A 26,402-nucleotide genomic window follows, 5' to 3' on the forward strand; every position below is an offset into this window, starting at 1 on the left:
CCTACGGTGCCAGCACCCGCACTTGCAGCAAGCGGCGGGTCTCGGTGCTGCCTTTGCTACTGAACGTGCCTTGCCGGGCGGGCGCATTCCCCGTGGCCGCAATCGTGACCCACTGCCCTAGCGGGGTGGTAACCGTCGTGCTGAGTTGCTGGCGGGTCTGGCTGGGCATGTCAGGGTTATGGCGCACTGCCATGTCCGCCTGCTGTAGCTCGATCTCTACCGTGGCATCTTGATTGCCCCCCGCCCAGCGCGGGGACACGGTCATGCTCTGGCCCACCTCGAACCACTGCACCGACTGCGCCACACCGCCCCCTGTGCTGCTGACCGATGTGCCACCCGAGCTGACGCTGTTGCTTTGGCTGCTGGCGGATTGCACCCACTGCACGGGGATAGCTTGGTTCATGCGCAGGCTGCCTTTTTCGCCATTGCGCACCTGGATTTTTTGGGGCGCCATAACGGGCGTGTCCGGCTGGGTGCCGATGCGCATGGCACCGTCTTCCCGGCCCTCTTCGACCTGCCGCAACTCGACCGTCAGATCCCGCTTAGGCAACTTCGACTCTTTGGCCGGCTGGGCCGCGTGGGCGGCCAGTGGCATCACCACCGCCAAGGCCCAGAGCAGTACGCCTGCACGGGGCATCCACGCCAAATCAAAACGCATACAAGCTCCTCAAAGTGCCGGTGGCATACCGCCGGTGGCCTGGATCGACAGGCTTTCTAGCCATAAGGCATGGCCATCGTACATCCGATAGGGCATAAAAAAATGCATCAAGCGCGCGCCCCAGCCGTGCTGTGTTTCTTCGGTCAGTACCCTGCAGCCGCCGGCTTGCGGGATGATCAGCCACGCGTGATAGACCTCGGCCCCGAGGCCGATGCCGTTCCAGGCGATCCGCTCACACGGAACAAACTCTTGCACGCACGAGCGGATATGCACCCCGAACGTCTTCCATTCGAACTCTAGGCCCAAGGCCAAATCACGGCTGCGGCCATGGGCCCAATCAACTTTGGAGTTGGCATACCACGTGGGCCACAAAGGCGCGCGGATCAGCCAAGCCCAGATGTGCTCGGCCGGCGCCGGAATAAACAAGTCGTTCACCACATGCACCGGCGCGTGGTCGGGGTGAAAGTGTGCGGGCCACTGGATTGCAGGGGCTAGGGTGCTTGTAGGCATCAGCTGTCTTGTCCTGTAGGGGCGGACGCGGTAGCGGCACTGTTGCGTGCCAGCGTCCAGTTTTCAAAGTCTGCGCTAGACATGGCCTTGGCAAACCACCAGCCTTGGCCGAGGTCGCAACCCGCATCGCGCAAGGCATGGCAAGTGGCTTCGTTTTCAATGCCTTCGGCCAACACCTTCAGGCCCAGATCATGGCCCAGCTCAATGGAGGACAAGACAATCGCCCTGTCTTTGCTGCCCTCAGCCAGGTTTTCCATGAAGGACTTGTCAATCTTCATTTCCTGGGCGGGTAGTTGCTTCAAGTAGGTCAGCGACGAGAAACCGGCACCGTAGTCGTCAATCGACAGCTTCACACCCAGCGCCACAAACCGGGCCATGCAATCAAGTGCCGTCTCCGGCGAGGTCAACAACACGCTCTCGGTGAGCTCCATCACCACCAAGGCCGGTGACAAGCCGCTGCTCATCAAGTGCTGCTCCACGGTTTGCAGCACTTCCGGATCGTGCAGGGCGTCTGCCGACAGGTTGATTGACACACTCACGCCCGGCAAACGGGTTTGCCACGCAGAACAATCCCTGAGCGCCCGTGCCACCGTCCAGACCGAGAACCGGTGCAAGAGCCCGGTGGACTCGATGATGGGGATGAACTTGTCCGGCGGTACCATGCCCTCTTGCGGGTCGTTCCACCGGGCCAGCGCTTCGGCCCCTACCACCAAGCCGGTCTTCAGGTCCACCTGCGGCTGGTAATGCAGCATCAGGGTGTTGTGCAGAATAGCTTCGCGCAGCTTTTCATAGCGGCGGTTGCGATCGACAAAATGCTTGTGCAGCAAGGCATCAAAAAACTGGTGGTCCAGTCGGTGGTCTACCGCAAACAACAGGGCTTGCTCGGCGTTGCGCATCAGCACCTCGGCATCAGACGCCTCGCCCAGCCTTTGCACCGCCACACCCAAAGCCATTTCGACATGGACTGCGAATTCACTGAGATGGGTCACATTGCGGAGGTGCGCAATCGCCCGCAGCTGCTGCACCGCACTGGCATCGGCCGTGTCGCTTTGCAGCACCACCCCCAAGGTGTCCTGCCCGATACGTGCCAACCCCACCAGCCCGGTCAAATGCTGCTGCAGCACACGCCCCAACTGCCCCAATGACTCGTCCACCTTGGCAGAGCCCACAATGCTCGCCAACTCAGGCACCCTGAAGAAGCGGACATGGGCCACCAACAAAAACCCGCCCCCGCCTGACAGCACTGCCAAGCTGGAATCCAGTCGCTCGGTCAGCCCCTGCCGGTTAAGCAGACCGGTGGACAGGTCGTGCAAAGCGTTGTGCTGCAGGGTCCCGATGTGCTTGCGCACCTCGCCGGTGTGGTACTCCACCTGGTCAGCCAGGTGGGCCTGAAAGCGGCTGCGCAGCAGGTTGAAATACGCAGCGGTCACCACGTTAAAGAAATAGGCCAACCCGTAATAGAGGGCGTGGGCATCGTCGTAGACCCAAAAATCCCAGTGCCGTGAGCTGTAGAGCATGAGGCAGGGCACCAGCACTGCAAATGCCAGGCCGACCAGCCAGCCGGTTTTTTGCCCCCGCAAGAAAAACACGAGGTAAGGGAACACAAAGGTCCAGTAAGGCGCGTCTCCGGTTTGCCCGCCAAACACCGCGTTTGACGCAAAAATGGCAAACCCTGCCAGCACCAGCATGTTTTCCGACAGCACCGGCGGCGCCCGGCGACTGACCAGAATGATGGCAGGCACGAGCAGGAACGCGACCTCGAGCAACTGCACAACGCCCATCACCATCAGCCGGTGGTCTTGCCCTGCCCGCACATTGGCAACTCCGAATACCAGCAAGGTCAAGGTGCCGATGACGGTAAAAATCAGGGTGTTGCTCCGGCGGCTGGCGTCGGGCACCAACTCCTGCTCGCCGATCCCGAGCAATTGCTTGAGCGTGGCAGGCAACGCCTGCTCAGAAGGCGGCGGGCTCTGACCAACAGGTAATGGGCAAGTGTGTGGATCCATGGTGTTACTCCCTGAACCGCTATTTTGTGGTGGTGCAGGTCGTGGTTTTGCGGTACCCAAAATCCACCTGCTGTGCTAACTTAACCTGCTAGCGGTTGCATGTCCACCATGCTGACACGCTTTTCAGGGGGATTCCATGACACAAAAACGATTTCTGGAAGCCATCATTGTCGGCAGCGGGTTTGGCGGGGCCGTGATGTGCTGCCGCTTGGCCACCCGCTGGCCTGGCAAGGTGCTGCTGCTGGAGCGGGGCAAACGCTACCCCAAGGGTAGCTTTGCGCGCAGCCCGCATGACTTTGCCAACAATCTCTGGGCCGATGCCGAGCCCGGCCAGCCACGCAAGCTCAATGGTTTGTTTGATATCCGCAACTACCACCGCATGGACGCGGTGGTGAGCGCCGGTTTGGGCGGTGGCTCGCTGATTTACGCCAATGTGTTCATGCCTGCACCTGCCTGGGTGTTTGGGGAGCGTTGGCCTGCACAAATCAATCTGAGCACCCTCGCCCCTTACTACCGGATAGCGCAAGGTGTGCTGGGTGCCCGGCCTGTGCCGCCGGCTCAAGGCGATGCCCGCCGGACCATCCAGCGCACCGGTCTGTATGCCGACTTTGCCCAAGCCGATGGCGGCACCAGCAGGGCTGCCGATATTTGTGTGTTTTTCGGCAATGGCTACGCGAATCGCCAGAGCGGCCCTTTGCCGATCGGCGAGCAGGAGCGCAACCGCTTTGGCGCAGTGCAAACCTCGTGCACCTATTGCGGCGAGTGCGATGTGGGCTGCAACGTACACGCCAAAAACACGCTCGACCTGAACTACCTGTACGCCGCAGAAAAGCAGCATGGCGCCTTGGTAGAAACCGGCAGCGAGGTCACCTGTATCACCCCCCTCAATGAAGCCGGTGACACTGACAGCACAGCCGATGGCCGCCACGGCTACCGGGTGGACTACCGCGACGACGCAGGCACAGCACGGCATGCCCTGGCCCGCCGGGTGGTGGTGTCCGCCGGCACTTTGGGTACCAACGAGCTGCTGCTGCGCTGCCGCGATGCGCTGGGCACCCTGCCGCGCCTCAGCCAACGCTTGGGGCAAGGCTTTTCAGGCAACGGCGACTTTTTGTCGTTTGTGACCGGCGGCGAGCGCGATGCCGACCCCAACTACGGCCCGGTGATTACCCAGTACATCGACTATGGCTTGCAACAACCCCAACCAGGCCAGCCCGCCTTCATGCTGGAAGACGCGGCCTACCCCGCTTTTGCTGCCTGGTATGTCGAAGGACTGCGCCCCGCCGCCAGCCCCGGCTATGTGTTCAGCCGGATTGCGCGCACCCTGAAAATCTTCAAGCAGCGTTGGGTGGACCAGCTGTTTTCCGGCAAATGGAGCGGCTCGGTGGTCGCCTATGCCAATGCGGTGCTGCAGGGCGATGTGTCGTACCGGAGCAGCGTGCTCCTGTTCATGGGGCAGGACGCTGCCGACGGCACCCTCAGCCTGAAGCGCGGCAGGCTAGCGCTGGACTGGCCACAAACCACCAGCCGCCCGCTCTACGACGCCATGGTGGCCTGTGGTGAACGGTTCAAGCAATTCACCCGGGCGACGAGCTACATTCCGCAGCCCACCTGGGCCTGGCCGGTGCGCAACAACATCACGGTCCACCCCTTGGGTGGCTGCGCCTTGGCCGAAAAACCTGCCCAAGGTGTAGTCAGCAGCCTGCCCGGAGTGCGGGGGCAAGCCTTCGGCTACCACGGCCTGTATGTGGCGGATGGCTCTATCCTTCCCACCGGCGTCGGGGCCAACCCGAGCGCCACCATCACCGCGCTGGCGGAGTGGATTGCAGAAGACATCACCGGCCTGGCTCCGGACGACACCCTTGGAGTACCCCATGCCTGAGCCATTGCCTAAACCGGTCGCCTTTCAGTTCACTGAGGAAATGAAGGGCTACATCAGCCCCGGCCAACACACCTGCCAACAAGGGTATGACGAGGGCAAAGCCGGCGGTCTGGCGCTGATGTTTCACCTCACCATCCGCATCGACGACCTGGACACCTTTATTGCCGACCCGGCGCACCATGCGCAGGCTGTCGGGTATCTGGAAGGGAGCTACATCGGTGGGCGGCAACCGGTGTTGGCGGGGGAATTCAACCTGTTTGCCGACAGCGGCGATGCCGACCGCAAGACCATGCTGTACCGCCTGAAGTTTGAAAACTCAGCAGGCCATGCGCTCACGCTCTGCGGCCGCAAAGACATCCGCGACGACTTTGGCTTTGACACCTGGTCTGACACCACAACCTTGTATGTGAACCTTTACGCCGGGCATGTGAGCGCTGCTGACGAGGGCGCCGCGACCTTGCTGGCCAGCGGCATATTGCATATTCAGGTGCGCGATTTTTTGCACCAGCTCACCACCTTTCAGGCAGACGCCCCCACCCTGGGGGAGCGCCTGCACGCGGTGCAGCGCTTTGGCCGCTTGTTTATGGGCAGGCTGTGGGAGACCCATGGCCTGCCGCGCCGCCACGGGCGCGAACCACGCATTCGCACCATCCCGCTGCACAGCTTGGAGGGCGTAAAAGACGCCGAGGTCAGTACCCACTACGCCAGCACCGGTGATGGTCTGGGCATCAGCCTGCTGCGCTTCCAGCGCGCGCCCTGCAAGGATGTGGTACTGCTGGTGCCGGGGCTCACCGCATCCAGCGACATGTTCATCATGCCCGAGCACCGTAACCTGACCCAGGTGCTGCTGGATGAGGGCTTTACCGATGTGTGGACGCTCGACGGCCGCATCAGCAAGCGCCAGCCCTACAACCACACGCGCCACCGCTTTACTGTGGACGACGTGGCGCTTTACGACAACCCGGCCGCACTGGGTGTAGTGCGCCGCGCGGTGGGTCCGCAGGCGCGCATCCACATCATCAGCCACTGCCTGGGTGCCTTGTCGGTGGCCATGAGCCTGTTCGGCAAAGCCATCGAGGGCGTGCGCAGCGTGATTGTGAATGGCGTGTCACTCACACCCAAGGTGGGAACCTTTGCCCAGGCCAAACTGGCGGTGGGCCCTTTTCTGGCGGAGTCGGTGCTGGGGGTGGACTACCTCAACCCCGAGTGGAGCCAGCAGGCCGGCATCTCGCCAGGCAAGCTCTTGGCCAAAGGTGTGAGCCTGATGCACCGCGAATGCGATGTGCCCGAGTGCCACATGACCAGCTTCATGTGGGGCTACGGCTACCCGGTCTTGTTCCGACATGAAAACCTGCACGAAGTGACCCACCGCCGCACTGGAGATCTGTTTGGCGGCAGCGGCGTGCACTACTACCGCCACATCCGCAAGATGGTGAGCGCCAACAACACCGCCGTGAAGTTCGACCCCAAAGATGTGCGCTACCGCCAGCTGCCCGACAACTACCTGCAAGACGCTGCCGACATCTCTACCCCGATGCTGCTGGTCGCAGGGCAAGAAAACGCCCTGTTCCTTGACTCGAATGTGCTGTGCCATGAGCGCCTAGAGCAGCTTGCACCGGGCCGCCACCAGTTAGAAGTGATCCCGGGCTACGGCCATGCGGATGTGATCATCGGTAAAAACGCGGCACACGATGTGTTCCCGCGCTTCCTAGAATTTTTACGGCAGCACGCCCACTAGACGGGGCGGCGTGCCCGCGGGCTCAATCGATCTTCAAATTCTGGCTGCGCACCACGTCGCGCCAGGCTTGGTAGTCGGCCTCGATGAAGCGGGTTTGCGCCGCCGGGGTGCCGGGCATGGCCTCTACCGCATCCACCTTGAAGCGAGCCTGCACTTCGGGCAAGGCCACCACCTTGTTCAAGGCGGTATTGAGCTTCTCAATCACTGCAGCGGGCGTACCGGCCGGCGCAGCAAGCGCAAAGAAATTCTGCACATCAAAACCCTTGAACCCGGCCTCGGTCATGCTGGGCACGTCCGGCATGACACTGGAGCGCTTGGCACTGGTGACGGCCAGTGGCTTGACGCGACCGTCTTTGATCATGGGCAGCAAGGCGGGAATGGTGCCAGTGACCAACTGCACCTGGCCGGAGATCATGTCCATGGTGGCGGGCGCGACACCGCGGTAAGGAATGTGGGTAATAAAAGTACCAGTGCGCGCCTTGAGCAGCTCCAGCACCAGATGGTTCACACCGCCTGCGCCGGCGGAGCCGTAATTCAGCGCACCGGGTTGGGCCTTGGCTTTGGCCACCAGATCCTGCATGGACTGGATGCCGGTTTGCGGCGTAGTGGCCCAGACCAGAGGGCCGCTGGCAATCATGCCCACCGGGGTAAAGCTCTTGAGAGGGTCGTAGCCCGCAGTGGGCAAAGAGGCGGCAACCGTGGTGAACGGAGAGGCCACCAGGAGCAAGGTGTAACCGTCAGCGGGCTGCTGGGCCACATATTGGGTGCCGATCGCACCGGAAGCACCGGTGCGGTTTTCGACCACAAAGCTGCCGCCCATGACCTCGCCAAGCTTCTGGGCCATCAGGCGGCCCATGGCATCGGTGCCAGCGCCGGGGGCGAAGGGCACGACGATCTTGACCGGCCTGTCCGGAAAACTTCCTTGGGCCCAAGCCGGGAGGGCATTGGACACGCCCACAACCAAAGCTGCCAAAGCCGTCCGACGAGAAAAAAACTTGCTGCGCATTGTCAACACCTCTGTGCATGAAACTCGAATAACCGAACTATGCGACAGCTGGGTTGCAGCAACATGACAAAGCCGCGCCCATGAAAAAAGCCTGCATTCCGGTGGGAATGCAGGCTTTATCGTTTGGAGGAGAAGGAGGGATTCGAACCCTCGGTACCTTGCGGTACGCCTGATTTCGAGTCAGGTACATTCGACCACTCTGCCACTTCTCCTGAGTTCGTATCGGTCGAAACGAAGCCGAGATTCTAGCAGGCTCGCAGGCCTGCTTCGAGCGAGCGCGGTTGTTCAGGCCTTGAGCACTGCCAAACCGCCCATGTAGGGGCGCAGCACTTCAGGCACGGTAATGCTGCCGTCGGCGTTTTGGTGGTTTTCCAGCACCGCGACGAGCGCACGGCCCACTGCCAAGCCAGAGCCGTTCAGGGTGTGCACCAGCTCGTTTTTGCCTTGCGCGTTTTTGAAGCGGGCCTGCAGGCGGCGGGCCTGGAAGGCTTCGCAGTTGGACACCGAGCTGATTTCGCGGAAGGTGTTTTGCGCCGGCAGCCAGACTTCAAGGTCATAGGTCTTGGTGGCACCAAAGCCCATGTCACCGGTGCACAGGCTCATCACACGGTAGGGCAGGTTCAGCTTCTGCAAGATAGCTTCGGCGTGGGTGACCATGTCTTCGAGCGCTTCGTAGCTTTTCTCGGGGTGCACGATTTGCACCATCTCCACCTTGTCAAACTGGTGCTGGCGAATCAGGCCGCGTGTATCGCGCCCGGCGCTGCCGGCTTCCGACCGGAAGCACGGGGTGTGCGCGGTGAGCTTGATAGGCAGGTCGGCCTCGGCAGACACCACATCGCGCACAAAGTTAGTCAAAGGCACTTCGCTGGTGGGGATCAGGTAGAGCGCGGTGTTGTCATCGCCACCCTCTTGGCCGCCCTTTTTGGCAGCGAACAGATCTTCTTCAAACTTGGGCAGCTGGCCGGTACCGCGCAGGCTGTCGCCGTTGACGATGTAGGGTGTGTAGCACTCGGTGTATCCGTGCTCGCCGGTCTGGGTATCCAGCATGAACTGGGCAAGCGCACGGTGCAAACGGGCTATTTGGCCCTTCATCACGGTGAAGCGAGAGCCGGTGAGCTTGACGCCCATCTCAAAGTCCAGACCCAGGGGGTTACCCAGATCTACGTGGTCTTTGACGTCAAAGTCAAACGTCTTGGGGGTGCCCCAGCTGCGCACCACCACGTTGCCATGCTCGTCGGCTCCCACGGGCACGCTGTCGTGCGGCAAGTTGGGCACTGCTTCCAGCATGGTTTGCATTTCAGCCTGAATGGCATCCAGACGGGTGGCAGAGGCTTCGAGCTCGGCTTTGAGGGTGCCCACTTCGGCCATGGCAGCGTCGGCTTCGGCGTGTTGGCCTTTGCCTTTGAGCATGCCGATTTGCTTGCTCACCGCGTTGCGCTTGGCTTGCATTTCTTCGGTGCGCATTTGGATGGTCTTGCGCTCGGCTTCCAGGGCCTTGAAGGCATCCACATTCAGGAAGACTTGGGGGCTCTTGCGGGTCAGCAGGCGTGCAACTACAGAATCCAGGTCTTTGCGCAGCAGGTTGATATCTAACATGGTGTTCTCGTACTTTTAAATCAAATCGGGCTCTAGCCCTCTATTTTATTGCGCAAGTAGCTACGTATTTCATAGCAACTCACCACAGCCTCATGCGTCCAGCTTCAGACCCTTGGGCAGCGGGAACTTCACGGTTTCTTCAATGCCGTCCATCTTGCGCACCGACACAGCGCCCAGCGCCTTGATGCGGTCGATCACGGCTTTCACCAGAATCTCGGGGGCGCTGGCGCCGGCTGTCAGGCCCACACGGGAGCGGCCTTCAAACCACTCGGGCTTGAGCTCATCGGCGTTGTCCACCATGTAGCTCTCGGTGCCCAGCTTTTTGGCCACTTCGCGCAAGCGGTTGCTGTTGGAACTGGTGGGGCTACCCACCACGATGACGATATCCACCTGCGGGCTCATTACCTTCACCGCGTCCTGGCGGTTTTGGGTGGCATAGCAAATGTCCTGCATTTTGGGCTTTTTGATCAGCGGGAAGCGGGCAACCACTGCATCGGTAATCTCTGCCGCATCGTCCACGCTCAGGGTGGTTTGGGTTACCACAGCCAATTTGTCGGTCTGACCGGGCTGGATGCGGGCCACGTCGGCCACGTCTTCCACCAAGTGAATACCGCTATCGAGCTGCCCCATGGTGCCCTCCACTTCGGGATGACCCTTGTGGCCGATCATGATGAACTCATAGCCCTCTTTGTGCAGCTTGGCTACTTCCACGTGCACCTTGGTCACCAATGGGCAGGTGGCGTCAAAAATCTGGAAGCCGCGGCGCTCCGCCTCGCGCTGGATGGCCTGGCTCACGCCGTGGGCCGAGAACACCAGCGTGGCACCCGGGGGCACGTCATCGAGCTCTTCAATGAAGATAGCGCCGCGCTCTTTAAGATCGTTCACCACATAGGTGTTGTGCACGATCTCGTGGCGCACATAGATGGGCCGGCCGAACTTGGCGAGTGCCTTTTCTACGATCTCGATGGCGCGGTCCACGCCGGCGCAAAAGCCACGCGGCTCGGCCAGCAAAATCTCTTGGGGCAATACCGGCGCAGTCATAGCACCCCGATCAGCTGCACTTCAAAGGTCACCGGCTGGCCGGCCAGCGGGTGATTGAAGTCGAACAACACCGCGCGCTCGGCGCCTTCGCCACGCAGTTGCAGCACCACACCGGCAAACTGGCCTTGGCCATCGGGTGTGGGGAACTGCACCACATCACCCACGTTGTAGGTTTCGAGCGGGTCGCCCATCTGGGTCAGCACCTTGCGGGCCAGCCATTGCTGCATATCGGGGTTGCGCTCGCCAAAGGCAGCGCCAGCCGGCAGCTCAAAGGTGGCGCGGGCGCCCTCTTCCATGTCCATCAAGCAGGCCTCGACCGCAGGCGACAACTCGCCGGTACCCAGGCTCAGGGTGGCGGGCTTGCCGTCGAAGGTGTTGATGATGTCCCCGGCAGGGCCGCCCAAGCGGTAATGCAAGGTGAGAAAGGAGCCCGGCTGAACCCGGGGAAGCGTGCTAGTCATAGAAATCCCGTTGAACTGGGCTCTATTGTAGAAAGGCGGCTTCCCCCTTGCACCCTTTACGGGTCAAGCCCCGGCCCCTAGAGATCAGGTGCGAACCCGCAATACGCGCGATAGCCTCACGCCGGCTGCGATGAAAAGCAACTGAACCAGCACGCGTATCGTCGCCGCCACCGGCGGAGCGAAGACCGGATCAGGCCGGAAAAAATCCCAAAGATGCAAAGGCAGGTAGCCCAAGCACAGCGCAGCAAAGGCAAGCCCGCCCCACTTGCGTGTACGTGGCCAGAGAGCTACCAGTCCTATGACTATCTGGACCACGCCCGCCACCAAAATGACAGGGATGGCGGGCAAAAAGTTAGGCACCAAGGGTGCGAAACCCTGCGGCGCGGCAAGATGCGCCACCCCGCCCCCGATCATCACAAAGGCAACGACGGCGGTGAGGCCCAACTCGACCATGTTCTGGCGGCCGGTCATGGTGTCACCTTGGTCGCGGCTACTGAGACGCTTTTCCACTGTTCCCATTCCGTCAAACGCGCTTGGTAAGCGCCGGGAACCAGCAGGGTCGGCAAAACGCCAAGGAACAGTCTCAGCGGCGGCTTGTCAGCGTCCACCAAGGCAAGGATAGCCGGCCCCACAGCAACCGGTTCACCGTACATCTCTGCCGGCATTTGACGGGCGGCCAACGCGGCGCGCACGGGGTCATAGGCCGGATTTTTCTCCGCGTGGGTCGCCGATGCGCCTGCCCAGTCCGTGGCGTAGGGGCCGGGCTCGACAAGCGTTACTTTGATACCGAGGCCAGCCACCTCTTGCGACAGCGCATCGCTCAAGCCTTCGACCGCCCACTTGGAGGCGTGATAGCCCCCCAGTCCCGGAAACGTCATGACACCGCCCACGGTAGAAATCTGCACAAGGTGGCCTGCGCCCTGGGAGCGCAGCACTGGAAGCACCGCCTGGGTCATGTGGAAGAGGCCAAAGAAGTTCACTTCCATCTGGTCACGTAACTGCTGCTCCGTGAGTTCTTCAACCATGCCAAACAGGCCGTAGCCTGCGTTGTTGACCACGACATCCAGTTGCCCCAACGCAGCTTTCGCCTTGTTGACCACGTCAAAGCAGGCCGCCCGGTCTGTGACGTCCAGTGTGAGTGGCACAAAAGCATCGCCGTACTCTGCTGCCAAATCGGCAAGCGATGTCAGGTCTCGCGCCGTGGCGGCGACTTTGTCACCGCGCGCAAGGGCTGCTCGTGTAAATTCGCGGCCTAGGCCTCGGTTGGCGCCGGTAATAAGCCAATGTTTCATATGAATTTCTCCTTCAAAACGTTATCTGAACACCGATAAGATAGCACGATAACTGAACACTGTATAGATGAGCAACGAAGAACCCCTGAGCAAACCGGGCTATCACCACGGGAACTTGAAATCCGCGCTGATCACTGCCGCCGATGACATCATTCGGGAGAAGGGAATCGAAGGGTTTTCATTGCGGGAGTGCGCGCGTCGTGCCGGGGTATCCATAGGCGCGCCTGCCCATCATTTCGGCTCGGTCACCGGCTTGCTGACCGAAGTGGCCTTGTTGGGCTATGACGGCTTGGGGGAGGCGCTCAATGGGGTGGTCCCCTCCGAGGACTCTGCCAAGGATCTGCAGCAGCTCGCCCTTTCTTACGTGCGCTTTGCGCTGGCGCATCCCGGGCGTTTTCGCCTGATGTTCCGCCCCGACCTCGTCAATCGCGAAGACCCGCGCTACACGCAGGCCAGCACGGTTGCGCTGTCTGGCTTCGCAGCAAGCATTGCCCGGCGCAAGAACGAAGCGGATAACCACATGGCGGATCTGTTTGTCGTGTGGTCGTCCATCCATGGCATGGCCAATCTGGTCATTGACGGAAAAGTCCGCTACCTGTTCGACGGGGCCTCGGGCGAGGAGTTTGTAGCCTCCATCTTGCCGGGTGTGCTCGCCCAAGCATGGCCTTTCGGGCAACTGGAATAACCCGGCGATGGCACACTTGTGCCACTGCGAAAGTGCTGTCGAAATCAGACATATCGACTCCACCCTCGCTGGGCGCCAGCCATCCGCCGAAGCGCACCCTTGGCGTCTGCTGCGGTAGCGATGCAGATCCCAACTCGATAACATCACCCCATGCCCCTCAAAGACCTCCCCCTGGAAGCCCAACCGCGCGAAAAGTTGCTTGCGCGCGGCCCCGGGGCGCTCAGCGATGCGGAGTTGCTGGCGATTTTGTTGCGCACCGGCATTGCGGGCAAAGGGGTGTTGCAGATGGCCGAGGAGTTATTGCAACTCAAAAAAGATAGCGCCTCGCGCAATATCGACGGGGGCCAGGGCGGGTTTGGAGGCATAGCCGGCTTGCTGCACGCCACGTCCGACGACCTCAAGCGTGTCAAAGGCCTGGGGCCTGCCAAGCGTGCCGAGATTGTGGCGGTGCTTGAACTCGCCCGCCGCGCCTTGGCCCAGCGCCTGCAAGAGCGCGAGGTCTTTGCCGACCCGCAGGCCGTGAAGCACTACCTGCAGCTGCACCTGGCCGCCAAGGGGCATGAAGTGTTTGCGGTGCTGTTTCTCGACAGCCAGAACAAGCTGCTGGCCATGGAGGAGCTGTTTCGCGGCACGCTCACACAAACCAGTGTGTACCCGCGCGAGGTGGTGATCCGTGCGCTGCACCACAGTGCGGCCGCCGTGGTGCTGGCGCACAACCACCCCAGCGGCAGCGTGCAGCCCAGCCGGGCCGACGAGGCGCTGACCCAAACACTCAAAGCAGCGCTCGCACTGGTCGATGTGCGGGTGCTGGACCACATCATCGTAGGCCCCGGCCAGGCACTGTCCATGGCCGAGACCGGACTCATTTAAAGGGCAGTCATGAAAATCAACGCCCTTTCCGACCTCAAGCAGGTCAAAAAAGCCATCGAAGCCCAAGCCGCACGCGAAGCTGCGTTGGCCGCCCACAAAGCCGCTGAGGCCAAGCGCAAAGCCGCTGCCAGCAACCTGTTTCAAGCGGCCATTGGCAAGGTCAAACCGCTAGAGCCGCCGCAACGCGCCAAGCTGACACCCGAGCCCCCCAAACCCATCCCCAAGCAGCAGATGCTGGATGACGCGGCTGCCCTGCAAGAGGCGCTGAGCGACGAAATTGACGTCACCACCCTGCTGGACACTGATGAGCACCTGAGCTTTCGCCGCCCCGGCGTGGGCACGGATGTGACGCAAAAGCTGCGCAAGGGCAAATGGAGCATTCAAAAGCAGATTGACCTGCACGGCTACCGCAGCGACGAAGCGCGCGAGGCGCTGGGCGCCTTCATCCGCGAATCGCACCGCAACGGCATACGCTGCGTGCGGGTGGTGCATGGCAAAGGGCTGGGCTCGCCCGGCAAGGCGCCGGTGCTCAAAGAGAAGGTGCACAAATGGCTCGTGCAAAAAGCCGAGGTGGTGGCTTTTGTGCAAGCCCAGCCGGCCCAGGGTGGAGCGGGCGCACTGGTGGTGCTGCTCCAGCCCCAGAACCGGGCCTGAACCCCGCTAAACCCCTTTGAGGCCAGGCCTCAGGTGCCGACGTTGCGCATCCAGTCGGCTGTCTGAAAAAACGAGGTCTTGAGCCGCTCGCGCAGCACCGGGTCGATAGCGGCATCGCCCATGGCTTGGTCCATGCAGGCCAGCCACTGGTCACGCTCCAGAATGCCGATCTTGAATGGCATGTGCCGCGCGCGCAGGCGCGGATGGCCAAAGCGCTCGACAAAGTAATCCGGCCCGCCCATCCAGCCGCACAAAAACCAGAACAGATGGTCGCGCGCCTTGTCGAGGTCGGTGCCGTGGGCTGCACGTAGCTCGGCGTAGCCGGGCTCCAGGTCCATCAGGTCATAAAAGCGGTCCACCATCTGGCGGATGACGGGCTCGCCGCCAATCCATTCAAACGGGGTTTTGGCGTTGGGTTCTTGAATCTGCATGACTTACAAGCGAAAAGTGCCTCTGGCGCTCATGGAACGTGCGCCATCTGCTATAAAAATAAGAGCAATCAGCTCGCAGCGCGGCGCAGGGTTTCCACGACCGGGCGGCGCAGCACATCGCGCAGACCCCACCAGCCGGCGGCCAGCGCCAGTACGGCACCGGCCAGTGCGCCTACCAGGGGCACCCAGAGCTGCACCGTCCAGTCGAACTCAAACACGAAGCGCGCCAGCGCCCAACCCACCGCAGCGGCGACGATGGAAGCCAAAAAGCCCGCCAACAAACCGACACCCGCCAGCTCGGTGCGCTGCACCTGGCGCAGCAGGCTGCTGCCCGCGCCCACCGCCCGCATGATGGCGAACTCGCGGGCCCGATCTTCGCGGGTAGCGGTGACAGCGGCAAACAACACCACCAGCCCCGCGGCCAAGGTGAAGCCGAACAAAAACTCCACCGCCCGGATCACCTGGTCCAGCACCCGCTGCACCTGGTTGATGGTGCTGCTCATGTCGACGTTGGTGATGTTGGGGAATTCGCGCACCAGGGAGTTGTCAAACCCCTTGGTCTCTGGCGCTTTGAAGGCGCCCATGTAGGTGCTGGGCACGTCTTTGAGGGTGCTGACCGGAAACATCACAAAGAAGTTAGCCCGCATAGAGCCCCAGTCCACCTTGCGTAGCGAGGTGATTTTGGCTTCGGTTTGCACGCCACCCACATCAAAGCGCAGGGTGTCGCCGAGTTTGAGGTTCAGGGTTTTGGCAATGCCCTCTTCCACGCTGATGGCGCCGGCCTCTTCTTCGGTCCATTTGCCACCGACGATCAGGTTGTGCTGCGGGTTTTTGGCACTGTGCGAAATGTTGAACTCGCGGTCCACCAGGCGCTTGGCGCGGTCTTCGGTGTAGTCGTCAGGGGAGACGACTTTGTCGTTCACCGCCACCAGCCGGCCACGGATCATGGGGAACCAGTCAAACTTGGCGACACCCTTGTCGACCAGCGCCTTTTGGAACGCATCCGACTGCTCGGGCATCACGTTGATCACGAAGCGGTTGGGCGCGTCGGGCGGGGTGGCTTTGCGCCAGCTGGCAATCAGGTCGGTGCGCAGCAGCACCAGCAACACCAGCGCCAGCAAGCCCACTGACAAGGCACTCACCTGCACCACGGTGTACATGGGGCGGGCTGAGATTTGGCGCGTGGCCAGCACCAGCCAGCGAGGCGCGGTGCTCTCGTTCACGGCTTTGCGCAACAATTTCACCGCCAGCCAGCCCAAGCCTGCAAACACCAGTACCGCACCGGCAAAGCCGCCCACGGCAATCAGGCCCAGGGTCAAATCGCTGCTGACGGTGAGCAGCAAGGCGGCAAAGCCGGCCACACCGATCGCCAGCACTCCCAGAGATGCCGGGCGCAAATTACCCACATCGCGGCGGATCACCCGCAATGCCGGCACCTGGGCCAGCTGCAGCACCGGCGGCAAGCCAAAGGCCATCAACAGCGTCAAGCCCATGCCGATACCGAGCAGTGCGGGCCAAATGGATGCCGCCGGCAAGGTGGCGCTCACCAGCCCTGCCAGCAAGGCCACAAACAAGTAATGAACGCCAAAGCCCACGGCCACACCCAAGAGGCTGGCAAACAGGCCCACCAGCGCAAACTCAAATGCGTAAGCGCTGGCAATGGTGCGCTGAGACAAGCCCAACACCCGCAGCATGGCGCAGTCGTCCAGGTGGTTGGCGGCAAAGGCGCGGGCAGCCAAGGCTACCGCGACGGCGCTCAGCAAAGCGGCCAGCAGCGCCACCAGACTCAAGAACTTGTTGGCACGGTCCAGCGTTTGGCTCATTTCGGGGCGGCCGCTTTCCAGCGACTCCACCCGCACACCGCGCACACTGCCTTTGACTTGGGCATCCGCCCACTCCACATACGTTTTGACAGCAGCCTCCGGGCCAGCAACCGCCATGCGATAGCTCAAGCGGCTGGCAGGCTGAATGAGCCCGGTGGCCGCAATATCGGCCTCGTTCAACATCACACGGGGCGCGAAGTTCATGAAGCCGCCACCGCGGTCAGGCTCGATGACCAGAATGGCGCCCACCTTGAGTTGCACATCACCCAGCAAAATCGGGTCGCCCACCTGAATGCCGATGGCGTCCAGCAGTGCAGCGTCTACCCAGGCTTGGCCGGGGGCAGGAATATCTTTGGTTGGGGTATCGGGGGTGTCGGGTGACGGGCTGATGCGCAGGGTGCCGCGCAGCGGGTAGCCGGCCTCGACGGTTTTGAGTGCCACCAACTTGGCGGCCCCGCCTTGGGCATCGCTGGCGCGGGCCATGGTGGGAAAGCCCAGGGTGTGCACGACCTGCAAACCGAGTTCGCGGGCGCGATCTTCAAAGGCAGCAGGCGGCTTGTTGTCGCTGGAGATGACCGCATCCCCGCCGAGCAGCTGGCGCGCATCGCGCTGCAGGCCACCCTGCAGCCGGTCCGCAAAAAAGCCGACCGCCGTTAACGCGGCCACGGCCAGTGTGACGGCCAGAATGAGCAAACGCAGTTCGCCGGAGCGCACATCGCGCCACAAAGTGCGCCAACCGAGCGCAAAAAAAGATAATTTCAAAACGGCCTCCCGGCACCACCGAACACTCCGGCATTATTCCTGAGACCCTGCTTCCCCTCTGTTCGCAAGGCCTCTGCGGCGCTTTAGCGGGTGTAGCGCACCGCCCGCTGCCCGCGCACCAAGCCCCACAGCTGCAGGCCGCTGCGCGCGGCAATATCCACCGCAAAGTCAGTCGGGGCCGAAATAGCGGCCATGGCGCCCACGCCCATGCGCACGCATTTGCGGATCAGCTCATGGCTGGCCCGGCTGGTCATGAACACAAAGCCGGGCTCCTGCAATCGGCTATCGCGGGCGCGCTGGCCCAAGAGCTTGTCCAGCGCGTTGTGGCGGCCCACGTCTTCCATCACGGCCAATAGCTCCCCTTCCGGGCTGACCCACGCGGCCGCATGCAGCGCGCCGCAGGCACGGTTCAGCGGTTGGTGATCGGGCAGCGCGCGGGAGGCGCGCAGCAAGGTCTCGACTGTCAAGCCGGCCAGCCACGGCTGCGGTGGCATGACTTGCAATGAGGGCCCCAAAGCGGCGAGGCTCTCCACCCCGCACAGCCCGCAGCCGGTGTTGCCGGCAAGACTGCGGCGTTGCGACTTGAGCCGCTGAAAACACGAGGCCGCAATGTCCAATTTGACGGCAAGCCCTTGCACCGCGTCGGTCTGCACCGGCTCGACCTCGATGCCATAACACTGGGCGGCCGAATCCAGAATGCCTTCCGTCAAGGCAAAGCCGAGGGCAAAAGCCTCCAGGTCCTGTGGCGTGGCCAGCATGACCGCGTGCGAAATGCCATTGAACTCTAGCGCCACCGGCACTTCGGCAGCGAGCACATCGGTGGTTTGGCCGTCTTGCGGCCAACGGTCTACGGCACAGCTTCGCAACGGTGCCTGCAAATCGTCAGGCCGCATGGTCGTGCTCCGCACATTGAATCCGCCCGGCCTCGGTCAGGCTGGCGGTCCAGCGGGCGTCGGCCATGTCCAACCGGACCCAGCCCGGCCCGGGCTGGCCGGCAATAACCGCATCGCCCAAAGGAGCCAGTGCGCGCATCACCACACTGCCGCTCAAGCCCAGCTGCTTGCCCAGCTTGGGCAGCGAGACCGGCTTGGCCTCGCGATACAGCGCCAGCAGCAAGGTTTGCTGCAGCTCTGACATCATGCAGCGGCCTTGTGAGGGAGCATCAAAACCGGAATGCACTTGGAGGTGGGTGTGCCGGCATTGATGGCCACCGAGTCCAGCGGCACCAGGGGGTTGGTTTCGGGGTAGTAGGCACCGACACAACCACGGGGGATGTTGTAGGCCACCAGCTTGAAACCCTCGGCCCGGCGCTCATCGCCACCGGCCCACTCGGTCACAAAGTCAATCAGGTCCCCGGCTTTCATGCCGAGGTCGCGAATGTCTTGCTCGTTGGCAAACACCACCCGGCGCTGGCCGAACACGCCGCGGTAGCGGTCGTCGTCGCCATAAATCGTGGTGTTGTACTGGTCGTGCGAGCGGGTGGTCATCAAGGCAAACACCTTGGCGTCGCCCTTGCGCTGGCGCGCCTGGTGCAAGGGGGTGTCCACTGGCACCGCGTGGGTCTTGAACACTGCTTTGCCGGGCCCTGTGATCCAGACCCGCTCGCTCGCGGTGTTGCGCAGGCGGAAGCCGCCTGGCACGCTCACGCGGGTGTTGAAGTCGGCAAAGTCCACAAACACATCGGCAATCTTGTCGCGGATACGGCTGTAGTCTTCTACCAGCCACAACCAAGGGGTTTGGCTGCGTGCACCCAGGGTCGCTGCCGCCAGGCGGGCCACGATGGCTGGCTCCGACAACAAATCGGGGGCTGCAGGCGGGTTGATGCCCATGGAAATGTGCACCATGCTCATCGAGTCTTCCACGGTCACGCCCTGCAGGCCGCCGGCTTGCATGTCCATTTCGGTGCGGCCCAGGCAGGGCAGGATCAGGGCGTCCCGCCCGTGCACGATGTGGCTGCGGTTGAGCTTGGTGGTGACGTGCACGGTGAGATCGCACTGGCGCAACGCCTTCCAGGTTTGCACCGTGTCGGGCGTAGCGGCGGCGAAGTTGCCACCCAGCGCAAAGAATACCTTGACCTGCCCGTCCAGCATGGCGCGGATGGTGTCTACCGTGCCAAGGCCCGGCTCCTGCGGAGGCGTAAAGCCGAACACGCGCTCGAGGTTTTGCAACAGCGCTTTGGGCGGGTGCTCCCAGATACCCATGGTGCGGTCGCCCTGCACGTTGCTGTGGCCGCGCACCGGGCACGGACCGGCGCCTGGGCGGCCGATGTTGCCGCGCATGAGCAGCAGGTTGACGATCATCTGAATCGTGGCCACCGAATTCTGGTGCTGGGTGATGCCCATGCCCCAGCACGCAATGGTGCTGCCCGCCTTGGCATACACATCTGCCGCACTGCGCATGTGCTCAGCACTCAGGCCGGACTCTTTCTCCAGCAGCTCCCAGGATTCAGCGCGCAGATCCTGCAGAAGCGAGTCAAAACCGGTGGTGTGCTCGGCAATAAAGGCATGGTCCAACACCTGGCGCCCGGCATCGTCCCACTCGACCAAGGCTTTCATCATGCCTTTGACGAACGCAAAGTCGCCGCCTATGCGCAACTGGAAGTAGTGGCTGCTGATGGCGGTGTCGCCCAGGGTGGCCATTTCCAGCTTGTCTTGTGGGTCGGCAAAGCGCTCCAGCCCGCGCTCGCGCATGGGGTTGATGCTCACAATGCGTGCGCCGCGCTTGGCGGCTTGGCGCAACTCACCCAGCATGCGCGGGTGGTTGGTGCCGGGGTTTTGGCCGAAGATAAAGATGGCCTCGGCCTGCGTAAAGTCGTCCAACGTAACGGTGCCCTTGCCTACGCCAATGCTCTCGCGCATGCCGGTGCCGCTGGGCTCGTGGCACATGTTGGAGCAATCGGGGAAGTTGTTGGTGCCGTACTGGCGCACAAACAACTGGTACAAGAACGCCGCCTCGTTGCTGGCGCGCCCGGAGGTGTAGAACGCGGCCTGGTTCGGGTCCGGCAAGGCGTTGAGGTGCTTGGCGATCAGGCCGAAAGCGTCGTCCCAGCTGATGGGGCGGTAGTGGTCGGTCTGCGCGTCGTAGACCATAGGCTCGGTCAAGCGGCCGTGGTCTTCCAAGGCAAAGTCGCTCTGCAAAGCCAACTCGGCCACGCTGTGCTGCGCAAAAAAATCACGCGTGACCCGGCGTGCGGTGGCTTCTGCCGCCACGGCTTTGGCGCCGTTTTCGCAAAACTCGAAGGTCGAGCCATGGTTGCGATCGGGCCAGGCGCAGCCCGGGCAGTCAAAACCGTCCGGCTGGTTGGCCGACAGCAGCGTTTTGGCGCCTTTGACCGGAATGTCCTGGCGCAGCAGCGCTTTGCCGACACTGCGCAATGCGCCCCAACCACCGGCCGGGCCGTCGTACAACTCAATTTTTTGTTCGCTCATTGGATACTCCGTAAGTCACACTGTTACTGCCCTGCAAGCCTCTTGTGCCTGCAGCACGAGGGGCCTCGCACGGCCTCAAATCACGCCGTCAAACATCATCACGCTGACCAGCTCACCGGCTGCCAAGTTCCCTTGCTCATGCCCCAGCACGATCAGGCCGTTGGCCTGCACCATGGAACTCAGCACGCCCGAACCCTGGTTACCAGTGCTGCGCACCTGCAATTGCCCGTCAGGGCTGGCCGTCACGATGCCGCGCTGGTACTCGGTACGACCAGCTTTTTTGCGCAGGGGCTCCACACTGCGGGCCTGCAGCAAGGGCTGCGGCTTCGGGTGGGCACCCATCATCTTGAGCAGCGCCGGGCGCACCAGCGACAAAAAAGTCACCATCACCGCCACCGGGTTACCCGGCAGCCCGAACAGCACGGTGCTGCCAATGCGGCCCAGCGCAAAGGGCCGGCCGGGCCGCATGGCAATGCGCCAAAAGGCCACATCGCCCAGCTTGGCCATCATCGCTTTGGTGAAGTCGGCCTCGCCCACGCTCACACCGCCGCTGCTGATGATCACATCGGCCTGCCCGGCTGCGCTGCGGAAGGCGGCTTCAAGGGCCACCGGCTCATCGCGCACCACCCCTAGCTCGATCACGTCGCAGCCCAGTCGCTCCAGCAAGCTGGCAATGGTGTAGCGGTTGCTGTCAAACACTGCGCCTTCGCGCAGCGGCTCGCCGGGAGACATTACTTCGTCCCCGGTAGAAAGATAGGCCACCTTCAGCCGGCGCACCACCGTCAGGCTTTGCAGGCCCAAACTGGCCGCCAGCCCAAGCGCAGCAGGCGCAAGCAGCTCTCCTTTTGATAGCGCTATGCCACCGAGCTGCAGGTCTTCACCGCGCAGGCGGCGGTTGTCGCCGGCACGCAAACGGCCAGCGGAAAGTTGGACCTGATCACCTTCCACGGTGGTCATTTCATGGGGTACTACGGTGTCCAAGCCAGCGGGCAAAAGAGCGCCGGTCATCACCTTGAGGCATTCGCCGGGTTGCAAGCTACCGGCCCACGCTTTGCCGGCGAGTGCGGTGCCGGCGATGCGCAGCGTCAAGGTGCTCTGGCCTTGGAGTGCTTCACCGTTGAACGCAAAGCCGTCCATCGCAGAGTTATCGTGCGCGGGCACGGCCATGCCGGAAATCAAATCCTCGGCCAGCACACGGCCCAAGCACTGGCGCAGCGGCAAGACCTCGGTGCCCTGCACGGGCGCTACCAGGCGGTCGATAAACGTCGTGGCATCCGCCATGCGCAAGGCCTGCGGGTCGTAACCCTGCAGGGTGCGGGCGATGTCGTCCAGCGAGTGCATCAGGATTCGAGCTGGCGCAATTCGTCCAGCGTATTGGCATTGGCAAAAGCGCGCGGGTCGTCGCCCGGCGCATCGAAAGAAACCTGCACCCCTTGGACACTGGTGGCCCAGGCCTCTACCTTGCGACCACCGCTGTGCAGATAGTCGTGCAGGCTGGGGGCCAAAGAGGTGCGCATCAAACAAAACACGGGCTGACTGCGCAAGGCCACCTGGCCATCGCGCCCGGTCTCCGGGGCCACTGCCACTGCGAGATCTGCACCGGCCTGCACCAGAGCGGCCAACAAGCGCTGCGCCAGATCCAGCGGGAACAACGGGCTATCGCAAGGCACGGTCAGCATCAACGGGGTGGCGCACACGTCCAGCCCGGCCTGAAAGCCGGCCAAGGGGCCTGAAAAATCGGTATCTCGGTCGGGTACGACCTGCACCTGCCCGGCGCCAAAAATGGCTTCACCCAGAGCGAGGTAGGTATCCGGGTTGCGGTTGGCATTCACGATGACGCCCGCCAGCACACCGGCTTGTTGCGCAGCGAGGCGCTGCAAGGCCTGCTGCACCAGGGGCACACCCTGGAAGGGCTGCAAGCCCTTGTCCACCCCGCCCATACGCATGCCACGGCCGCCTGCCAGCACCAGCGCGGTGATGTCAGACAGCGTCCAAGCAGCGGCACAGGCCGCGGGGGCAGACTCAGTCAACAGGTCGCGCGCTTGAGGCGCTGCGCCTTGCGACACCCGGCCCTCCGCCGCGGCGGAGGCCTGCGGAGAGAGGCCGGGTGGTGTCATGGCGTTCCTGTTGAGGTTCTAGGAACGTTAAGCGAAGAACTTGGCAACGCTCAGCAAGGTGCGGTACACGCCCCATGCCAAAGGCAGGCCCACAGCCGCCCAAGCAAATGCCACCACCCAGGTGGGGATCGTGTCTGCACCGCCAGTGCTGGTGCCGACTTCAGAAGCGGCAGCACGTTCGTGAGCCAGTTTCTTTTCAGCAGCCAACTCAGCGTCGGTCATGAACCACTTGTTGTCCAGCGGACGAACCAGCAGGTTACAAATCAGGCCCACAACCAACATGCCCACCAGGATGTACATGGTCTGGTTGTAAACCTGCTCACGCGGAATGCCCAAGCCGAGTTGGTATTCGCGCATGTAGTTCACCACCACTGGACCCAACACGCCGGCAGTCGCCCATGCAGTCAAAAGACGGCCGTGGATCGCGCCCACCATCTGGGTACCGAACAAGTCAGCAAGATACGCAGGCACTGTGGCGAAGCCGCCGCCGTACATACTCAAAATCACACAGAAAGCACCCACGAAGAGCACGATGCTGCCTGCGGCTGCGCTGCCGGGAACGCTGAAATACATCAGGCCGCCCAACACGAAAAACACGATGTAGGTGATCTTGCGACCCATCTTGTCGGACAAGCTGGCCCAGAAGAAGCGGCCGCCGATGTTGAACAACGAGAGCAACGCAGTAAAGCCGGCTGCCACGGTGGCAATCGCTGCCAACTGGGCTTTGTCGAGCTCGCCGAACTTGGCTTGCACACCGATCAAGGTGCCGCCGAACACTTCTTGCAACATGGGGGAAGCCATGCCGATCACGCCGATACCAGCACTCACGTTCATGCACAACACCATCCAGATGAGCCAGAACTGGGGAATGCCCCAGACCTTTTTCACATGCACGTGCTTTTGGGTGATCATGGCATTGTTCACTTGCGCGGGTGGGGGGTTCCAGCCTGCTGGCTTCCAGCCGGTTTCAGGCACGCGGTAGCCGAAGGCACCTGCCATCATGAACACGAAGTAAATCAGCGCCATCACCACGAAGGTCTGCATCACGCCCATATCGGTGGGGGTGGCGAAGTACTTCATCAAGTCAGCCGCGAGGGGGGAGCCGATCATGGCACCGCCACCAAAGCCCATGATCGCCATGCCGGTGGCCATACCACGACGGTCCGGGAACCACTTGATCAGTGTGGACACGGGGGAGATGTACCCCAAGCCCAAACCGATGCCGCCAATGACGCCGGAGCCCAACAACATGAGCCAGAACTGGTGGGTGTAAATACCGAGGGCGGAAATCAACATACCGCCGCACCAGCACACCGCCGACACCACGCCTGCCTTACGGGGGCCCGAACGCTCAAGCCAACCGCCCCAGATCGCAGCGCTGGAACCCAGCAACACGAAGAACAGGGTGTACATCCAACCGAGGGTGGAGATTTGCCAGTCGCAGTTGGTGGTGAAGAGCTGTGCCCAAAAACCTACTTCGGGGCCGCACTTGATGGCTTCTTTGATGCCCAGTGCTTTGGAGAGTGGCAACCAGAACACGGAAAAGCCATAAGCCATGCCGATGCACAAGTGAATAGCGAGAGCGGCAGGCGGTACCAGCCAACGATTAAAGCCGGGACCAGCGATGATCCGTTCCTTGTCGAGAATTCCAGACATTAAGTCTCCTTCGGGGTTTAGAGAAACACTGACCCACCGCTGTCCAACGGGGCGGGCGCAGTGTCACCGTTCAAGCCGGATGAGTCCAATGGATTCATCACATGCATTGATTCAAAAAATAAATGCTGCTGCGCAGCATTTAGGCTGGGGTCTTGAAAGTGTTGACGGCATCCGTCAACGTGTGAGATTGATCACGCATGCGCATGGCGGCAGCGGCGGCCTCTTCGACCAGCGCGGCGTTTTGCTGCGTCATCTGGTCGATTTCTGAAATACTCCGGTTCACGCTTTCGATACCGGCACTCTGCTCCTGGCTGGCGTGAGCGATGCCCTCGATATAGCGGACCACCTCGGCAATAGACGAGGTGATTTCTTCCATCGACTCGCGGGTCTTTTCCACGAGCTGGCTGCCCGCAGATACGTTGCTCACCGAGGCTGCAATCAGGTCCTTGATTTCGTGGGCCGCGGTGGACGAACGCTTGGCGAGGTTGCGGACCTCTGAGGCCACGACGGCGAAACCCCGCCCCTGCTCGCCAGCGCGGGCGGCTTCGACTGCTGCGTTCAGGGCCAGGATGTTGGTTTGAAAAGCGATGCCTTCAATCAAGGCAATGATGTCGTTGATCTTGTTGGCACTGGTGGATATTTGCCCCATGGTGCTCACCACATCCTGCACCACCTGGCTGCCGCTGCTGGCAACGCCCGCCACGCTGGTGACCAACTGGTTGACTTTGTGGGTCTGCTCTGCCGTCTGGGCTACGGTGCTGGTGAGTTGATGCACTGCACTCGCGGCGGCATTCACCTCGCCGGCTTGCTTTTCGGTGCGGTTGGCCAAATCGACATTGCCATCGGCGATTTCGTTGGTGCCCATAGCGACCACATCAGAGGCATTGCGCACTTTGCCGATCAGCAGGGTCAAACCCACGTTGATGCTGTTCATGGCCATCAGCACTTGCCCGATGTCATCACTGGTACCGACATGGACCTGCCGTGTCAAATCCCCCGAGGCCATACGCTGCGAGGCGGAGTGACCGGCCTTCAAGGGCTGGGCCACGTAGTGATTCATCAGGCTGTAAGTGGTCACCCACAGCAGCGCGAGCATGAAGCCACTCATGCCCATTTCCTGGAGACTCCCGAGCTGGCCGTTTGCCGCAAGGTACAACAGCTCCACCACGCCATAGACCGCTGAGACACGCCAGGCCATCGATGCTGCCAGCCCCATGCCCGGCGACGATGTCACGTCCAAGCCAACAAACAAGACGCCAATCACCTGCCCTTGGCCATCCTTGATCGGCTCGTAACGGGTGAGGTACTGTTTGCCGAAAACAATCGCATAGCCGGTGTGGGAGCGGCCTTGCAGCACGTCGGTGTAGGCGGGCTGGGAGCGGTCCAGCGGGGTGCCAATCGCGCGCTCACCATCCTGCTTGCGAATCGAGGTTGTGACGCGGAAAAAGTCGCTGCCATCCCTTGCAAACACCGTGGCGACCAGGCCAGTCTCGCGGGTGAACTCATCGGCCAGTGCGAAGTCCATGTTGAGGGTGCGAGCCCCGTTGCGCAGCGCCGGCATGGAGCGCCCTTGCACATCGATCCGCGCATGCGGGTCCAGCGAAAAGCTACCGCTCAGGCTTGCAGCAAACTTTCGGGCAGCGGCATTGACACGCCGCTGGGGGCCATTGAACAAGCGCATGGGAGGTCACTCTCTGTGATTGCAATGGCCGGTCCAACACCTAATGACCCTGCAAGTTTTAAGACTTTGAAACTCACAGTTTGTACACCAATTTTCTTGATTCAA

The 26,402-nt window shown here is 62.1% G+C and carries 23 protein-coding genes and 1 tRNA gene; 5 read left to right on the forward strand and 19 right to left on the reverse strand.

Going from position 1 to position 26,402, the window contains the following annotated elements; genetic code table 11:
• Position 1: 1 nt before the first annotated feature.
• From RAE21_RS10495 to RAE21_RS10505, 3 genes are read right to left on the reverse strand one after another with little or no spacing between them, the layout of a single operon-like run.
• A complete protein-coding gene (locus RAE21_RS10495; RefSeq protein WP_313881316.1) occupies positions 2-658 on the reverse strand; it encodes a hypothetical protein in 657 nt (218 codons plus the stop codon).
• 9 nt (positions 659-667) lie between these two features.
• Positions 668-1,168 carry an SRPBCC family protein gene (locus RAE21_RS10500; protein WP_313881317.1) on the reverse strand — a complete coding sequence of 167 codons (501 nt, stop codon included), beginning with the start codon at positions 1,166-1,168 and terminating at the stop codon, positions 668-670.
• Complete coding sequence (locus RAE21_RS10505; RefSeq protein WP_313881318.1) at positions 1,168-3,174, reverse strand: putative bifunctional diguanylate cyclase/phosphodiesterase; 2,007 nt, start codon at positions 3,172-3,174, stop codon at positions 1,168-1,170. Before RAE21_RS10505 ends, RAE21_RS10500 begins: the two co-directional genes overlap by 1 nt.
• A gap of 136 nt (positions 3,175-3,310) precedes the next feature.
• Between RAE21_RS10505 and RAE21_RS10510 the strand changes: the two genes are divergently transcribed.
• Entirely contained in the window at positions 3,311-5,056 is a 1,746-nt protein-coding gene (locus tag RAE21_RS10510) for a GMC oxidoreductase (protein ID WP_313881320.1), read from the forward strand.
• On the forward strand, positions 5,049-6,794 hold the full coding sequence (locus RAE21_RS10515) for an alpha/beta fold hydrolase (RefSeq protein ID WP_313881322.1): 1,746 nt from the start codon (positions 5,049-5,051) through the stop codon (positions 6,792-6,794). The genes RAE21_RS10510 and RAE21_RS10515 overlap by 8 nt, the downstream gene beginning before the upstream one ends.
• Positions 6,795-6,816: 22 nt before the next feature.
• Here RAE21_RS10515 and RAE21_RS10520 read toward each other — a convergent pair whose 3' ends face one another.
• The 7 genes from RAE21_RS10520 to RAE21_RS10550 form a co-directional block, all read right to left on the reverse strand.
• On the reverse strand, positions 6,817-7,767 hold the full coding sequence (locus RAE21_RS10520; RefSeq protein ID WP_313881323.1) for a tripartite tricarboxylate transporter substrate binding protein: 951 nt from the start codon (positions 7,765-7,767) through the stop codon (positions 6,817-6,819).
• Between the two features lie 157 nt (positions 7,768-7,924).
• A tRNA-Ser gene (locus RAE21_RS10525) sits at positions 7,925-8,012 on the reverse strand.
• Positions 8,013-8,085: 73 nt separating this feature from the next.
• Entirely contained in the window at positions 8,086-9,396 is a 1,311-nt protein-coding gene (gene serS / locus RAE21_RS10530) for a serine--tRNA ligase (RefSeq protein ID WP_313881324.1), read from the reverse strand.
• Positions 9,397-9,486: 90 nt separating this feature from the next.
• Entirely contained in the window at positions 9,487-10,437 is a 951-nt protein-coding gene (gene ispH / locus RAE21_RS10535; RefSeq protein WP_313875449.1) for a 4-hydroxy-3-methylbut-2-enyl diphosphate reductase, read from the reverse strand.
• Entirely contained in the window at positions 10,434-10,898 is a 465-nt protein-coding gene (locus RAE21_RS10540; RefSeq protein WP_087496686.1) for an FKBP-type peptidyl-prolyl cis-trans isomerase, read from the reverse strand. The genes ispH and RAE21_RS10540 overlap by 4 nt, the downstream gene beginning before the upstream one ends.
• A gap of 84 nt (positions 10,899-10,982) precedes the next feature.
• A complete protein-coding gene (locus RAE21_RS10545; RefSeq protein ID WP_313881325.1) occupies positions 10,983-11,369 on the reverse strand; it encodes a hypothetical protein in 387 nt (128 codons plus the stop codon).
• Positions 11,366-12,190: an SDR family NAD(P)-dependent oxidoreductase gene (locus RAE21_RS10550; RefSeq protein ID WP_313881326.1), complete on the reverse strand. Its 825-nt coding sequence runs from the start codon at positions 12,188-12,190 to the stop codon at positions 11,366-11,368. Before RAE21_RS10550 ends, RAE21_RS10545 begins: the two co-directional genes overlap by 4 nt.
• 67 nt (positions 12,191-12,257) lie before the next feature.
• Here RAE21_RS10550 and RAE21_RS10555 point away from each other — a divergent pair, with 67 nt between their 5' ends.
• From RAE21_RS10555 to RAE21_RS10565, 3 genes are all read left to right on the forward strand, one after another.
• A complete protein-coding gene (locus RAE21_RS10555; RefSeq protein ID WP_313881327.1) occupies positions 12,258-12,875 on the forward strand; it encodes a TetR/AcrR family transcriptional regulator in 618 nt (205 codons plus the stop codon).
• Between the two features lie 150 nt (positions 12,876-13,025).
• Entirely contained in the window at positions 13,026-13,745 is a 720-nt protein-coding gene (gene radC, locus RAE21_RS10560; protein ID WP_313881328.1) for a RadC family protein, read from the forward strand.
• Between the two features lie 9 nt (positions 13,746-13,754).
• A complete protein-coding gene (locus tag RAE21_RS10565) occupies positions 13,755-14,399 on the forward strand; it encodes a Smr/MutS family protein (protein ID WP_313875447.1) in 645 nt (214 codons plus the stop codon).
• A 29-nt stretch (positions 14,400-14,428) separates the two neighbouring features.
• Here RAE21_RS10565 and RAE21_RS10570 read toward each other — a convergent pair whose 3' ends face one another.
• From RAE21_RS10570 to RAE21_RS10610, 9 genes are all read right to left on the reverse strand, one after another.
• Positions 14,429-14,830: a group II truncated hemoglobin gene (locus RAE21_RS10570; protein WP_313881329.1), complete on the reverse strand. Its 402-nt coding sequence runs from the start codon at positions 14,828-14,830 to the stop codon at positions 14,429-14,431.
• A gap of 68 nt (positions 14,831-14,898) precedes the next feature.
• Positions 14,899-17,415, reverse strand: coding sequence for an ABC transporter permease (locus RAE21_RS10575; RefSeq protein ID WP_313881330.1), 2,517 nt, complete (start codon positions 17,413-17,415; stop codon positions 14,899-14,901).
• A gap of 83 nt (positions 17,416-17,498) precedes the next feature.
• The gene (gene fdhD / locus RAE21_RS10580; RefSeq protein WP_313881331.1) at positions 17,499-18,308 is read right to left on the reverse strand and encodes a formate dehydrogenase accessory sulfurtransferase FdhD; all 810 of its coding nucleotides are present in this window, start codon (positions 18,306-18,308) and stop codon (positions 17,499-17,501) included.
• Positions 18,298-18,555: a hypothetical protein gene (locus tag RAE21_RS10585; protein ID WP_313881332.1), complete on the reverse strand. Its 258-nt coding sequence runs from the start codon at positions 18,553-18,555 to the stop codon at positions 18,298-18,300. Before RAE21_RS10585 ends, fdhD begins: the two co-directional genes overlap by 11 nt.
• The gene (locus tag RAE21_RS10590; protein WP_313881333.1) at positions 18,552-20,843 is read right to left on the reverse strand and encodes an FdhF/YdeP family oxidoreductase; all 2,292 of its coding nucleotides are present in this window, start codon (positions 20,841-20,843) and stop codon (positions 18,552-18,554) included. Before RAE21_RS10590 ends, RAE21_RS10585 begins: the two co-directional genes overlap by 4 nt.
• 75 nt (positions 20,844-20,918) lie before the next feature.
• Positions 20,919-22,184, reverse strand: coding sequence for a molybdopterin molybdotransferase MoeA (moeA, locus tag RAE21_RS10595; protein ID WP_313881334.1), 1,266 nt, complete (start codon positions 22,182-22,184; stop codon positions 20,919-20,921).
• Positions 22,184-22,960, reverse strand: a complete 777-nt coding sequence (gene mobA, locus RAE21_RS10600; protein WP_313881335.1) for a molybdenum cofactor guanylyltransferase MobA — start codon at positions 22,958-22,960, stop codon at positions 22,184-22,186. The genes moeA and mobA overlap by 1 nt, the downstream gene beginning before the upstream one ends.
• A gap of 27 nt (positions 22,961-22,987) precedes the next feature.
• Positions 22,988-24,616, reverse strand: a complete 1,629-nt coding sequence (locus RAE21_RS10605) for an OFA family MFS transporter (RefSeq protein ID WP_313881336.1) — start codon at positions 24,614-24,616, stop codon at positions 22,988-22,990.
• Positions 24,617-24,755: 139 nt separating this feature from the next.
• Positions 24,756-26,297 carry a methyl-accepting chemotaxis protein gene (locus RAE21_RS10610; RefSeq protein WP_313881337.1) on the reverse strand — a complete coding sequence of 514 codons (1,542 nt, stop codon included), beginning with the start codon at positions 26,295-26,297 and terminating at the stop codon, positions 24,756-24,758.
• Between the last annotated feature and the right edge of the window lie 105 nt (positions 26,298-26,402).

Source organism: Rhodoferax potami (assembly GCF_032193765.1).
Taxonomy (GTDB): Bacteria; Pseudomonadota; Gammaproteobacteria; order Burkholderiales; family Burkholderiaceae_C; genus Allorhodoferax; species Allorhodoferax potami.

Coding starts and splice junctions, on each gene's coding strand:
- RAE21_RS10495 (WP_313881316.1), bottom strand. CDS start 658: ATGCGTTTTGATTTGGCGTGGATGCCCCGTGCAGGCGTACTGCTCTGG.
- RAE21_RS10500 (WP_313881317.1), bottom strand. CDS start 1,168: ATGCCTACAAGCACCCTAGCCCCTGCAATCCAGTGGCCCGCACACTTT.
- RAE21_RS10505 (WP_313881318.1), bottom strand. CDS start 3,174: ATGGATCCACACACTTGCCCATTACCTGTTGGTCAGAGCCCGCCGCCT.
- RAE21_RS10510 (WP_313881320.1), top strand. CDS start 3,311: ATGACACAAAAACGATTTCTGGAAGCCATCATTGTCGGCAGCGGGTTT.
- RAE21_RS10515 (WP_313881322.1), top strand. CDS start 5,049: ATGCCTGAGCCATTGCCTAAACCGGTCGCCTTTCAGTTCACTGAGGAA.
- serS (WP_313881324.1), bottom strand. CDS start 9,396: ATGTTAGATATCAACCTGCTGCGCAAAGACCTGGATTCTGTAGTTGCA.
- ispH (WP_313875449.1), bottom strand. CDS start 10,437: ATGACTGCGCCGGTATTGCCCCAAGAGATTTTGCTGGCCGAGCCGCGT.
- RAE21_RS10540 (WP_087496686.1), bottom strand. CDS start 10,898: ATGACTAGCACGCTTCCCCGGGTTCAGCCGGGCTCCTTTCTCACCTTG.
- RAE21_RS10545 (WP_313881325.1), bottom strand. CDS start 11,369: ATGACCGGCCGCCAGAACATGGTCGAGTTGGGCCTCACCGCCGTCGTT.
- RAE21_RS10550 (WP_313881326.1), bottom strand. CDS start 12,190: ATGAAACATTGGCTTATTACCGGCGCCAACCGAGGCCTAGGCCGCGAA.
- RAE21_RS10555 (WP_313881327.1), top strand. CDS start 12,258: ATGAGCAACGAAGAACCCCTGAGCAAACCGGGCTATCACCACGGGAAC.
- radC (WP_313881328.1), top strand. CDS start 13,026: ATGCCCCTCAAAGACCTCCCCCTGGAAGCCCAACCGCGCGAAAAGTTG.
- RAE21_RS10565 (WP_313875447.1), top strand. CDS start 13,755: ATGAAAATCAACGCCCTTTCCGACCTCAAGCAGGTCAAAAAAGCCATC.
- RAE21_RS10570 (WP_313881329.1), bottom strand. CDS start 14,830: ATGCAGATTCAAGAACCCAACGCCAAAACCCCGTTTGAATGGATTGGC.
- fdhD (WP_313881331.1), bottom strand. CDS start 18,308: ATGCGGCCTGACGATTTGCAGGCACCGTTGCGAAGCTGTGCCGTAGAC.
- RAE21_RS10585 (WP_313881332.1), bottom strand. CDS start 18,555: ATGATGTCAGAGCTGCAGCAAACCTTGCTGCTGGCGCTGTATCGCGAG.
- RAE21_RS10590 (WP_313881333.1), bottom strand. CDS start 20,843: ATGAGCGAACAAAAAATTGAGTTGTACGACGGCCCGGCCGGTGGTTGG.
- moeA (WP_313881334.1), bottom strand. CDS start 22,184: ATGCACTCGCTGGACGACATCGCCCGCACCCTGCAGGGTTACGACCCG.
- mobA (WP_313881335.1), bottom strand. CDS start 22,960: ATGACACCACCCGGCCTCTCTCCGCAGGCCTCCGCCGCGGCGGAGGGC.
- RAE21_RS10605 (WP_313881336.1), bottom strand. CDS start 24,616: ATGTCTGGAATTCTCGACAAGGAACGGATCATCGCTGGTCCCGGCTTT.
- RAE21_RS10610 (WP_313881337.1), bottom strand. CDS start 26,297: ATGCGCTTGTTCAATGGCCCCCAGCGGCGTGTCAATGCCGCTGCCCGA.